The organism is Acinetobacter sp. GW821-FHT01C12 (assembly GCF_059422625.1).
The window spans coordinates 722,024-733,879 of the sequence record NZ_JBWKXD010000001.1 but is presented as its reverse complement, the minus strand read 5'-3'; the positions used below and the strand labels follow the sequence as shown (position 1 = coordinate 733,879).

The window sequence follows — 11,856 nt, the reverse complement described above, 5'->3', positions numbered from 1 at the left end:
GGGGATTTCTATGCAAGATCTTAACAACAGCAGATTTATTGCACATGCAGATGCGTTTTCCATTGGGGCATTAATCTTAACGCGATTAAGACGTGTGACAGGACGTGTGATTGATGTGATGTATTTAGTGGATAATAAAAGCTATGCACAGTATGTGATTGATATGTCATTGGCGACTCAAGATCCAGAATTAAATCGTCATGCCTTGCGCTTACAGCATTTATTAGAACAGGAACAACCAGCTTCCTCTGTGAATACAGTAACGACAACGCAAGTCGAACAAAGCGAGGAAGCATATGTTTCTGGTGCAACAGAAGAAGAAATTTATCGAGCGCAAGTTTCACATCACTATATTGGTGCATTGAGATAAGTCGGGCAATAAGCTCTAACTATAGCGTTAGAGCTTAATTGATACAGTGTGATTAAAATAAAAACTCATTTATAGTATTTTTAAGCTGAGGATAAGCTGTGAGACAATCACTTGAGTTATACGAAATTCAATGCAGAAATTAGCAAATATTTAAAAAACCACCAAATGATTTACGTGGGTACGGCTGATGAGTCGGCACAACAAACTGAGCTACGATTAAGTCATTATCATCAGGCAAAGGTTGCTGTGTTTAAACTGTGGATTGAACAGAAAAAATATAAAGAATTAATCTCCTGTGCACATGGGCGTTGGTATCCTTATGAGGATTTTACTCTGCCATTAGCACAATATTTTGCTGCTCAACAGGATTTGCCACATTTAAAATTTCTTTGTGAACACGAGATCCGCTTTCGTTTAGAAGATACCTTAAAGTGCTTAAAACGTGTAAAAGAATATGATGTGACATTAACCAATATACAAATATCGGAATATCAATTGCATGATTTTGATTCACAAAAGTACCATCCAATAGCAGAATTACTTAAATGGCGTAATCAAGCCTTGCTGCGAATAGATGCTTATATTGAGCTGTTAAAAGATCAATCAGATATTGACTACCTCAATATGATTCAGCAACTTCGAGAAAAATTGATAAACTTAACACTCAAACTTGCAGACTTAAAGCAGATCAAATTTAAAATTTGATCGCTGACTTTTATGACTATTTGTCCAAAACTTCAACTGCCAAAGAAAAAGAAAATCTGTATAATACGTTAACTTAACCTCTAAGGAATCTCTCATGCACTTGGCGGCATTGCATACACCGAGTCAGATTCAACTCAATAATGACGGAAACTTAAAGCATTTCCTGACCATCGAAGGTCTTTCTAAAGCAACCCTCACCAAAATTCTAGATACAGCCCATTCCTTTATAAATGATCAAAATCAACTGATAACGACACCACTTTTAGAAGGTCGTACAGTGATGAACTTATTCTTTGAAAATTCGACACGTACACGAACTACTTTTGAAGCGGCTGCAAAACGGTTATCTGCAAATGTATTGAATATTGATATTGCACGATCAAGTACTTCAAAAGGGGAAACATTGCGCGATACGCTATGGAACCTCGAAGCGATGGCAGCAGATATTTTTGTTGTGCGCCACTCTTCATCAGGCGCAGCACATTTTATTGCTGAAACAGTTTGTCCACACGTTGCAATCATCAATGCTGGAGATGGGCGTCATGCTCATCCCACACAAGCAATGTTAGATATGTTAACCATTCGCCGTGAAACGAAAAAGAATTTTGAAGACATTAGTCTGGCGATTATTGGTGATATTAAGCATTCGCGTGTGGCACGTTCAGATATCGCAGCGTTACAGACTTTAGGTTGTAAAGATATTCGTGTAATTGCACCAAACACTCTGCTTCCGTGTGGTTTTGATGAGTATGGTGAAGGTGTTCGCTTGTTCAATAAAATGGATGAAGGCATTAAAGACTGTGACGTGATCATTACTTTACGTATTCAAAATGAACGTATTGATTCACCAGCTTTGTCATCACAAGCTGAATTTTACAAAATGTATGGTTTAAATAAAGATCGTCTTGCCATGGCTAAACCTGATTGTATTGTTATGCATCCGGGACCGATGAATCGTGGTGTAGAGATTGATTCTAGTATTGCTGATGGTGCACAGTCGGTAATTTTGCATCAAGTGACCAATGGTATTGCAGTGCGAATGGCTGTTTTGGCTTTGGCAATGCAAGGTCAGTTGCAAGAGAAAGGTTTGTTAGAAGCGATTGTGGTTTAAGGTTTAAGGATAAAGTCATGAGTAGTGTAAAAATTGAAAATGTACGTGTCTTAGACCCAATTAAAAAAACTGACACTGTACAAACGGTTTATGTTGAACATGGAAAAATAGTCGAATCATCTGCCAATGTCGTAGATACCATTGACGGACAAGGCAAATGGTTGATACCGACCATGGTTGATTTGTGTGCACGGTTACGTGAGCCAGGTCAGCAACAGCATGGTACCTTGAAGTCAGAAGGTAAAGCGGCACGTGAAAATGGTATTTTGCATGTATTTACCCCGCCTGATTCAAAGCCGATCGTGCAAGACAATGGTGCTTTGATTCATGGACTTGTAGAAAAAGCCATGTTAGATGGTGGTATTCATTTACAAGTGATTGGTGCGCAAACCCAAGGTTTAAATGGTAAACAACCCGCAAATATGGCAGGTTTAAAAAAGGGTGGTTGTACTGCCGTTTCAAACGCCTATGCTACTTTTAAAGATGATGATGTGGTTCTGCGTACTCTGGAATATGCGGCTGGTTTAGACATGACCGTAGTGTTTTATCCAGAAGAGCACCAGATCGCAAAAGATGGTTGTGTACATGAGGGGTTTATTGCCTCACGTCAGGGACTACCTATGATTCCAGCACTGGCTGAAACAGTTGCTATTGCGAAATACCTATTGATGATTGAAGCAACAGGTGTCCAAGCGCACTTTGGTTTGCTTTCAAGTGGTGCATCTGTAGAGTTGATTAAAATTGCAAAAAACAAAGGTTTGCCTGTGACGGCAGATGTTGCAATGCATCAATTGCATTTAACAGAACACTTGATTGATGGTTTTAATTCTTTGGCACATGTGCGCCCACCATTACGTGCTGAAAAAGACAAAGAATTACTGCGCCAAGGCGTCAAAGACGGTGTGATTGATGCGATTTGTACCCATCATGAACCTTTGAGTGGTTCTGCGAAATTAGCGCCTTTTGCTGAGACTTTACCCGGTATTAGCGCATTTGATACCTATGTGTCTTTTGGGGTGCAATTGGTTCGTGAAGGTTTGTTTGAACCTTTAGAATGGGTTGAAAAAGTTACGCTTGCTCCTGCAAAAGTGGCCAATATGACGGATCGTTGGGTCAAAGAATCGGGTTGGGCTTTGGTTGATCCAGACCTAGAATGGATTGTTAGCAATGACAGTATTTTATCTCATGGAAAAAATACGCCATTAATCAATCAAAAAATGGTCGGTAAAGTACTGCAAACGTTTACTGCCTAAGCTGTAAAATTTACATAAGCGCAAAAATTGAAACAAAAAGCCAGCATAAGCTGGCTTTTCAAATAGATATTGAACACGCTGTGCTACAAAAAGCTATTATAACTATTAGAATTTAATCACTAGAATAAAAAATGATCAATAAAATGATTTTTAATGTGACAAATACAACAATGAAATCGGAGTGTCCAAAATTATGAATATTATTGAGCTTCTAAAAGAACGGGTGACCACAAAAGTTTTACAAGGTGATCTTCAGTTTCAAGATGAAAAAATCGGTGCTTTAAGTGCCTTTTATCCCATTCTCCTCTCAGTTTTAAAATCAAAACCAGAACTTATTAATACACTTCAACAAAATCTAAATCCTCGCTTAGGTGATATTTTCAGTCACCAACCAGAAACAGTCGCGCATTTTTTAGGACTGGTTGCGGGCAATGCACCAACCCAAGAAATTGAAAGCACATTAAACCACTCTATTGCTCCAACTTTATCATTGCTTGCAGATCAAGCAGGTTCAGATGGTAAGCATGAAATTTTTGATTTTATCAAAGCGCAATGGAACAATATTCAAGATGCTTTGCCAGCTTGGGCAACAGGATTATTTGCTACATTGGGCTTAAGTGTAGGCGGTCTTAGTTTCGCAGCCACAACGCAAGCTGCTCCTGTTGCTGAGGCAGTTATCCCGCCTGTAGAACCTGTGGCACCGATACCTGTACAAAGTGTATCTCCAACACCAGTACCCCTTGATACGTCTACAATCACAACAAATTCGATCCAAGATGAACCTAAAAAATCCAATTGGTTATTGCCAATTATTGCTTTGTTGGTGATTGCTGGATTGGCCGCATTGTTATTTAAACAATGCAGTAGCAAACCACCAGTAGGGGGTGATCCAGTAAGCAGTGGTGCTTCACAAGCTGTTGCTGATGTGCAAGCCGCTGAACTGCAAATTTCTACAGATGCTGAAGGTAAATTAGCGAGCTGTCAGGCACAATCGAGCAGTCAATCTTTATTGGACAGTTTAAAAACCAGTATTGCCTCAGTGTTTGGTCAAACCGATCATTGTCAACTTACAGCCAGCAGTGCTTATGCGGCTGATTTGCCGGATCAAAATGCTGTAGATCAGGTGTTGGCTAAAATTAAAGGCATTCCAAGCATTTCACTGGCTTGGATCGGTGATCAACTTACCATTCAAACTTCAGATTTAGCACAAGCACAAAAATTAGCAGATGAGTTAAAAGTTATTGCTCCTAATCTACATATTTCTGTAGAGCAAACAGCCGATGCAAATGCAGCTGCAACAAGCAGTGCTGCAAATGTAGATACAAGTAACTCACAAGCAGACCAAGCACTGTCAAGCATTCAGGCAGATAAAGCCAATGTAAATGATATTGCAGCTGCATTGAATTTACAGGTAATTAATTTTGCGACTGGTTCTTCAGGAATTCCAGACGCCAATAAAGCGATTTTGGATAAAGCTGCGAATTTGTTAAAACAACTACCAGATGCAAAACTCGTGGTTAAAGGTTATACCGATAATGTTGGGAATGCGGATTCAAACAAAAAATTATCTGAAAAACGTGCAAAATCAGTTGTTGCATATTTGGTTGAAAAGGGCGTACATACCTCACAGTTAACTGCCGAAGGACATGGTCAAGACAATCCAATTGCAGATAATTCAACCAAAGAAGGGCAATTTAAAAACCGTCGTATTGAGTTTGAAGTACTTGGTGCAACGACACAATAATCTTTTAAAGTGGTATGTTCGGTGCTAAAACAGGCATAAATTGTATAAAAAGCTTCTGAATATCCAGAAGCTTTTTATTTTTTACTCGAAAATTCTTCAATTATTTGGTTAAATGACCCACATAAAAATATGATCGGATAAACAATGAATAAATCATTAAACCCATTATTTATGATTGCTGCGATTTCTAGTACCTTGATGCTGTCAGGCTGTGATTACTTCAAAAAGAAAAAAGATGAAGGTAATGCTGAACTTGCAGAGTGGAGCTGTACCAATCAAGATAATATCAATCAAATTCAAAAATATTTGAAAGATGAGTATTTGCGTGAAGTCGCAGACAATATTAAAAATTCTGGTTATGAAGCTGACCAAGCCTTACTTCAGAAAATTAACAATGCTTTAAAGTTTGAAGTGAAGAATGTTCGTACGATCACTGAAGACTCATCTAAAACCAATCAACTGGAATGTGAAAGTCAGTTAGTGGTTCAATTCCCGAAAGGCTTACAACAGCGTGCTGAAAATTCATATGCAGAATTTGGGCAAGATTGTGAGGATGGATGTGAAGGTGATGGCTATCGCAGTATACGTGAGTATATCGAAGCTGGTGAATCTAAATTGGTACTAGCCAATGATCAGTTAAAAGGCAAGTTTAATTACAATGTTGTGAAAACAGATAAAGATGGTTTAACCCTTGATGTGCTTAATCAGGATGCAGTTATCCAAGGGGTAACTTTTGTTACGGTAAAAGCGGTGCAATACGCAGCCTATATGAAAGAAAATAAAGATATGCGTGAACGTGAGCAGGTCAACCAAATTGAAAATGCAGAGCAAACAGCACTTGCACAAAAAGCCATGGACATCCGTAAAAAAGAGCTAGATGAAGAAAAGCTTAAACAAGTTGATCGTTTAAACCAGACTTGGGACAGTTTGAGTGATGAACAAAAAGCACAATTTAAGCAAGATCAAACAGAATGGTTTGAAAAACGTGATGTTGATTGTAAAGTCATTTCACAGAAAAGTTTTGGTGATATTCCAGACAGTGAAATTGAAACCTATCAGCAACAACGTCAATATTGGGATGATGCGATGTCTCAACAAAATAAAGAGATGCAATATACCAAGTGTTTTAATAAACGTACCGCTGAGCGAATTATTTATTTAAACAATGCATTAAATTGATGTAATCATCATAATCTGAGAGGGATGAATTGATTCATCCCTTTTTTATTGGCATGCTGTAAGTATATTTAAAGTTTTAGATGTCGATATGCGTATTAGTATTGTTGGTTCAGGTCGTGTTGCTACACATTTTGCAAAAGCACTGTCAAAACAACATCATATTGTTCAGATTTATAGTCGTGATTTAAACAATGCACAACGCTTAGCCCAGCAGGTGAATGCTCAGGCTATTGATGCTGTGCATTGTATAGAACCTGAAATTGATTTATTAATTATTGCGGTAAGTGACCAGGCCATTGCTCAAGTCATCCAAACGATTCATTCACAACTTTCGGATGTTTTGATTGTTCATACTTCTGGCAGTACCAATCTCAATATATTGACTGAACACCATGTAAAATCTGGGGTTTTTTATCCCTTACAGACTTTTAGCTTTGAACGTGAAGTGGATTGGCAGAATACCCCGTTGTTTATTGAAACGGCTTTGCAAGAGGATTTGTCTATTTTAACGACGCTAGCAAATAGTCTAAGTAATCAGGTTTATTCATATAATTCAGCGCAGCGGCTGAGCTTACATCTGGCAGGAGTATTTGCCTGTAATTTTACAAATTATTGTTATGACATGGCTAAACAAGTGGTTGATGCACAGCAGGTCGATTTTAATTTACTGTATCCATTAATTTTGGAAACAGCAAAAAAAGCCACTCAAAATGATCCTGAAACAATGCAGACGGGTCCTGCAAGACGTGGAGATGTGAATATTTTAGATATGCATCAACACATGTTACAGGATATGGGGCGGGAAGATCTTAAAGATGCCTATACACTTTTAAGCCAACAGATACAGAAAAAACACTCACTTGATTAAGTGAGTGTTTTATGAATCGTATCTTTTTAAATCAATTGAGATCTAGTTTAAAGCAGCGTGATCTGCACCGATTGTGACAATAACACCAATACAAAACAGGCTACAGTAGATAAAAAACCAGATGATCATGCGTTTAAAGGCTTTGTCTGAAATCGAGCTATCAGCATATTGTGGTTTTTTAGGGCTTTTGTCATCATTCATCGCAAAATCTCTTTCTGCTTAATATAGGTTCATTATGGATAGAAACATGTTCACACTGTAGATACAAAAAATTAGAAAAAAACTATAACAGATAAGTAAGCAATGATGAATCTGTTATAAAAATTCAGCTTATGTCGTCACTGATTTACCAATAATATAAATCAATTGGTTTAATGCATTTTGAATCTTTTCATTCATTTCAAATGAACAATTCATCCGAATAAAGTGATTTTGTTGATTACTAATATTAAATAAGCTGCTCGGCGCGACACTGACACCGTGTTCTAACATGTGCTGATAGATCTCATTACTATCGACTTGTTCAGGTAATTCAATCCATAAAAAATACCCTGAAGGATAATAATTGACATGACATTGTTCAGGTAAATGAGTTTTTAAATAATTAAAATATTGTTTTTTATAGCGTTGTAAGGTGGATCGTAAAGTTTTTAAATGTTTTTCATAATGACGATGGGAAAGATATTCAACCAAAGCATTTTGGATAAATGAGTTGACTGAAAGGGTACTCATAAGTTGAGTGTGCTGAATATGTTCAGAGAATTTACCTGCATAGACCCAACCGATACGAAAACCTGCACCTAATGTTTTGGAAAAAGAAGAACAATGTAGTACCCAATTTTGTTGATCAAAATACTTCATCGAGAGGGGTTTTTTCTGATCATAGTAAAGTTCTTCATAGACATCATCTTCAATCAAATAAATCTGATATTGGTTGAGTAACTTTGCCAATTTTAATTTAATTTCATCACTCACGGTAAAGCCAATAGGATTCTGACCGTTTAACATCATCAAACATACTTTAATTGGATATTTTAAAATTGCCTGTTCGAATGCGTCTAAATCAATACCATGTTCAGGATGTTCTGGGATGGTAATTACTTTTAATCCAAGTCGTTCAGCCGCTTGCCATGCCCCATAAAAAATCGTCTGCTGTAATAAAATATAGTCCCCAGCTTGTGTAAGTGCTTGCAATGAAAGATTTAATGCATCTAAACCTCCAGACGTAATCACAATATCAGATGGATCCGTGGGGATGCCTTGCATAGCATATTTTTGAGCAATAATTTTTCTCAGTTGATAATTTCCGGGTGGTAGACTGGGTGTTTGTTCATAGCTACGCCGTTGTCGAGCAAGTTGTCCAAGCGTTTGTATCAGTTTAGCAGAGTAGAGCAATTGGCTATTAGGAAAGGCAGAACCTAAAGGGATAATGTGTTCAGACTGGGTTGATTTTAAATATTTGAAAACAACGGAGTTAATTTCAACTGTTTCATTAATCACATGTAATGTGGTGGGGTGATCTGAGCTTTGTTCTACAACAAAATACCCTGACTTTTCTTTTGAATAAATCAGACCTTGCGCTTCGAGCTCTTGATAAGCATTCATAACCGTAATCAGACTTAAACCTGATTGTTCAACCTGTTGACGTAGTGAGGGTAACTTTTCATGTGCTTTCCACGTCCCATTTTCAATCAATAATTTTAGGCTATGGGCCAGTTGTTCAGATTTATACATAGGTCAATGCAAGTGGGTATTTAAAATAACTATAACAGAAGCAATCATTACAGCTCTATCTGTTATATATTTTTTCTAAAATTTTGTGGCTATATTTCTTTTTGATTTCTTTCCAAAATACTCGCACGCGATGCAGTATAGAATGAGGCAGGGATATGTTTGTGACGACTCAGTTGAATGTGCTCACACAAGTTTTATGTGAGCATGATTGCTCTGAAAATGTGATAGAGCAACTCAATCAAAGATTTGTAAATCTAGAAGCAACATTATTGCGTGCCAAAGTCTTACGTGAATTTTCAAAAAAGAAAAGTACAGCGATTATCCAATCTGCAATTGCTTCAAATCATTTAAGTCTGGCTTATTTGTTTTCACCGTTTATTTTGGCGAATTTAAATCAAACAGTGCTTTACTCAACGCTTTTGACTGCACAAGTTCAAGATATTTTAAAACCTTATTATCAGGTTGAAAAAACCATGAACTTGACCAAGGATGATGTCGTTCTAGAAAGTTTAAAGTTATTTTTAGATCTACAAGATCAAACATGGGATGCACAGGAATTTGTTTATTTTCAGTTATTCAAAGCACTGACTCAAGCAGAAGTTGATCGTATCTTTCTAATTACAGATCAACCGATCAATCCAGATTATTTGTTTGAAATAGAATGTTTTTTTAAGGTTCGAATTTTCTTGGTAAACCCCGAAAATGATCAAGATGATCAAAATCTGCAATTAGATCATCATGATCATAAATTAAACATGCAGAAGCTTTTGTTTAAATATAAAGATGATTTTCATGTGGCTTTATGTCGTAAATTTTCAGAAATGAATGCTAAAATTTTAAATTTATCAGGTCTTTATGATCTAGCTCAAGCGCAAAACCTAGTCGAAGATATGTTTTATTCTGAACATATTTATGAAAAACTATCGGTTTATGCTGAATATATGCAGACACGATTACAAAACAATGTGTTTAGTCCAAAATTCAAATCTGTGTCAAGTTTGCAAGCTTAGATGCTAAGTATTTGCATACACAACGCTTTATTGAAGTGCTTTATGTATTGTATAAAGATACAACATGAGCCGTGAATACTTAGTTATTAGGTAAAAGTCTGGTCTAAAGCTTTATATATTAGCGATCAGATAAATGTTTTTTGAGATGATCTAAAAAGAGCTTCACTTTTTTTGGAATCTTTTGTTGATATGGCGTAATTGCATAAAAATAAAGTTGCTTTGAATGATAATCTTCTAAACAACGCATAATTTTTCCGGCATCTTGATCTTTTTTTGCTAAAAAATCGGGCAAAAATATAATGCCTTGATCTTGTTTACAAAAATCTAAAAGGAAATCGCCACTATTGCATGTCAATTTCGGCGTACAGTAAATAGTTTCTTCTTTTTTATTCTTGCTTAGCACAATTTTAGTGCTTGAATCCGTTTGTGAATACAACAATAGGCTGTGCTGTTTTAACTCATCGATTGTATTGGGTACACCATATTTTCCAAAATAAGCTGTAGTTGCATAAAAATGTCGATGATAGGTACTAAACAGGTGGGCATTACGCTGATCAATATCCTGACTGATTCTGAGCACAATATCATATTGATCTTCACTGATATTTAAGAACTTATCTGAAAGAAACAAGTCTATTTTGATGTTGGGGTACTGTGTCATAAATTTAGAAATGATCTCGGTAAGATTCGCATGTCTAAATGAATGAGGTGCGTTGATTCTGAGTTTACCTACAGGATATTTCTGGTCATGGGTAAAGTCACTGGTTGCCCATTCAAACTCACTCATAATGACTTTAGAGTGTTGATAAAATTTTTCACCTGAATGAGTTAAATCCATTTTACGGGTATTGCGGATGAACAGGACTGTATTAAAAATAGTTTCCAAATGACAAATTCTTTTCGCAACTTGATCTCTAGTAATGTTTAAGTGACGTGATGCACTGCTGAAATTTCCATATTCAACGACACTAATAAACGTATTAATACAGTCTAATTTATCCATTTAATTTTAAAGTACTCTTCACTTGAATGATTAAAGTAACGCATCATTCTATACTGATCAATCATTGTATCTTTTTAGGATACAGTTTGTATTTAAAATAGTGTCTAGTGGTTTACGTGTATTTTTGCTTTTATATAAATTCCTTTATAAATGTGTTGCGAATCAAAATGAATAAAGCATTTTTAGAACAACTTACACCTCAAAACTGTCAAATCATCTTTATTGATCAACAACCACAAATGGCTTTTGGCGTACAGTCAATTGATCGTCAAACGTTAAAAAATAATGTGGTGGGATTGGCTAAAGCCGCTCAGGTTTTTAATATTCCAACCACCATTACAACAGTAGAAACAGAAAGTTTTTCGGGACACACTTTTCCAGAATTATTAAATGTGTTCCCTGAAGCACCTTTACTCGAAAGAACCTCTATGAACTCATGGGATGACCAAAAGGTTCGTGATGCATTGGCAGCCAATCATCGTAAAAAAATTATCGTATCTGGTTTATGGACTGAAGTTTGCAATATTACATTCGCTTTTGGCGCGATGCTGGAAGGTGATTATGAAATTTATATGGTTGCCGATGCTTCAGGTGGAACTTCAAAAGAAGCACATGATTATGCGATGCAACGGATGATTCAAGCAGGCGTGGTTCCTGTAACCTGGCAACAAGTTTTACTTGAGTGGCAACGTGATTGGGCGCATCGTGAAACTTATGATGCAGTGATGGACATTGTGCGTGAACATTCGGGTGCATACGGTATGGGCGTAGATTATGCATATACCATGGTACATAAAGCGCCAGAAAGAACCACAACGCAACATGAAGTTATTGCACCTGTGTCAGCAAAATAAACCTTATGGATATAAATATTCATCT

General features: G+C 36.7%; 12 protein-coding genes. 9 read left to right on the top strand and 3 right to left on the bottom strand.

From position 1 onward, the window contains the following. Positions 1-10: 10 nt before the first annotated feature. The 7 genes from AC07WY_RS03645 to AC07WY_RS03615 all read left to right on the top strand — a co-directional run bounded on the left by AC07WY_RS03645 (position 11) and on the right by AC07WY_RS03615 (position 7,230). Positions 11-370 carry a hypothetical protein gene (locus AC07WY_RS03645; protein WP_004820990.1) on the top strand — a complete coding sequence of 120 codons (360 nt, stop codon included), beginning with the start codon at positions 11-13 and terminating at the stop codon, positions 368-370. A gap of 111 nt (positions 371-481) precedes the next feature. Further along, the gene (locus tag AC07WY_RS03640; protein WP_494735731.1) at positions 482-1,075 is read left to right on the top strand and encodes a hypothetical protein; all 594 of its coding nucleotides are present in this window, start codon (positions 482-484) and stop codon (positions 1,073-1,075) included. A gap of 94 nt (positions 1,076-1,169) precedes the next feature. Further along, entirely contained in the window at positions 1,170-2,186 is a 1,017-nt protein-coding gene (locus AC07WY_RS03635) for an aspartate carbamoyltransferase catalytic subunit (RefSeq protein ID WP_494735730.1), read from the top strand. A gap of 17 nt (positions 2,187-2,203) precedes the next feature. Continuing rightward, a complete protein-coding gene (locus AC07WY_RS03630) occupies positions 2,204-3,439 on the top strand; it encodes a dihydroorotase (RefSeq protein WP_494735729.1) in 1,236 nt (411 codons plus the stop codon). A gap of 193 nt (positions 3,440-3,632) precedes the next feature. Next, complete coding sequence (locus tag AC07WY_RS03625) at positions 3,633-5,183, top strand: OmpA family protein (protein ID WP_494735728.1); 1,551 nt, start codon at positions 3,633-3,635, stop codon at positions 5,181-5,183. A gap of 144 nt (positions 5,184-5,327) precedes the next feature. Continuing rightward, a complete protein-coding gene (locus AC07WY_RS03620; protein WP_262085834.1) occupies positions 5,328-6,362 on the top strand; it encodes a lysozyme inhibitor LprI family protein in 1,035 nt (344 codons plus the stop codon). Between the two features lie 88 nt (positions 6,363-6,450). Further along, positions 6,451-7,230 carry a Rossmann-like and DUF2520 domain-containing protein gene (locus AC07WY_RS03615; RefSeq protein WP_494735727.1) on the top strand — a complete coding sequence of 260 codons (780 nt, stop codon included), beginning with the start codon at positions 6,451-6,453 and terminating at the stop codon, positions 7,228-7,230. A 42-nt stretch (positions 7,231-7,272) separates the two neighbouring features. Here AC07WY_RS03615 and AC07WY_RS03610 read toward each other — a convergent pair whose 3' ends face one another. Both AC07WY_RS03610 and AC07WY_RS03605 read right to left on the bottom strand, forming a co-directional pair. Next, positions 7,273-7,431: a hypothetical protein gene (locus AC07WY_RS03610; RefSeq protein ID WP_004721086.1), complete on the bottom strand. Its 159-nt coding sequence runs from the start codon at positions 7,429-7,431 to the stop codon at positions 7,273-7,275. A gap of 129 nt (positions 7,432-7,560) precedes the next feature. Then, the gene (locus AC07WY_RS03605) at positions 7,561-8,964 is read right to left on the bottom strand and encodes an aminotransferase-like domain-containing protein (protein WP_004721084.1); all 1,404 of its coding nucleotides are present in this window, start codon (positions 8,962-8,964) and stop codon (positions 7,561-7,563) included. Between the two features lie 155 nt (positions 8,965-9,119). Here AC07WY_RS03605 and AC07WY_RS03600 point away from each other — a divergent pair, with 155 nt between their 5' ends. Then, positions 9,120-9,974 (top strand): hypothetical protein, encoded by an 855-nt coding sequence (locus tag AC07WY_RS03600; protein ID WP_262085837.1) that lies wholly within the window; start codon positions 9,120-9,122, stop codon positions 9,972-9,974. A gap of 118 nt (positions 9,975-10,092) precedes the next feature. On the opposite strand, the gene AC07WY_RS03595 is transcribed toward AC07WY_RS03600, so the two are convergent. After that, on the bottom strand, positions 10,093-10,977 hold the full coding sequence (locus AC07WY_RS03595) for a LysR family transcriptional regulator (RefSeq protein ID WP_494735726.1): 885 nt from the start codon (positions 10,975-10,977) through the stop codon (positions 10,093-10,095). A gap of 167 nt (positions 10,978-11,144) precedes the next feature. Between AC07WY_RS03595 and AC07WY_RS03590 the strand changes: the two genes are divergently transcribed. Further along, positions 11,145-11,831, top strand: coding sequence for a hydrolase (locus AC07WY_RS03590; RefSeq protein ID WP_004821006.1), 687 nt, complete (start codon positions 11,145-11,147; stop codon positions 11,829-11,831). Positions 11,832-11,856: the final 25 nt, after the last annotated feature.

Bases quoted from the DNA above. Each gene is read 5' to 3' on its own strand.
- AC07WY_RS03645 (WP_004820990.1), top strand. From the start codon at position 11: ATGCAAGATCTTAACAACAGCAGATTTATTGCACATGCAGATGCGTTT.
- AC07WY_RS03590 (WP_004821006.1), top strand. From the start codon at position 11,145: ATGAATAAAGCATTTTTAGAACAACTTACACCTCAAAACTGTCAAATC.
- AC07WY_RS03610 (WP_004721086.1), bottom strand. From the start codon at position 7,431: ATGAATGATGACAAAAGCCCTAAAAAACCACAATATGCTGATAGCTCG.
- AC07WY_RS03630 (WP_494735729.1), top strand. From the start codon at position 2,204: ATGAGTAGTGTAAAAATTGAAAATGTACGTGTCTTAGACCCAATTAAA.
- AC07WY_RS03595 (WP_494735726.1), bottom strand. From the start codon at position 10,977: ATGGATAAATTAGACTGTATTAATACGTTTATTAGTGTCGTTGAATAT.
- AC07WY_RS03605 (WP_004721084.1), bottom strand. From the start codon at position 8,964: ATGTATAAATCTGAACAACTGGCCCATAGCCTAAAATTATTGATTGAA.
- AC07WY_RS03635 (WP_494735730.1), top strand. From the start codon at position 1,170: ATGCACTTGGCGGCATTGCATACACCGAGTCAGATTCAACTCAATAAT.
- AC07WY_RS03600 (WP_262085837.1), top strand. From the start codon at position 9,120: ATGTTTGTGACGACTCAGTTGAATGTGCTCACACAAGTTTTATGTGAG.
- AC07WY_RS03625 (WP_494735728.1), top strand. From the start codon at position 3,633: ATGAATATTATTGAGCTTCTAAAAGAACGGGTGACCACAAAAGTTTTA.
- AC07WY_RS03615 (WP_494735727.1), top strand. From the start codon at position 6,451: ATGCGTATTAGTATTGTTGGTTCAGGTCGTGTTGCTACACATTTTGCA.
- AC07WY_RS03620 (WP_262085834.1), top strand. From the start codon at position 5,328: ATGAATAAATCATTAAACCCATTATTTATGATTGCTGCGATTTCTAGT.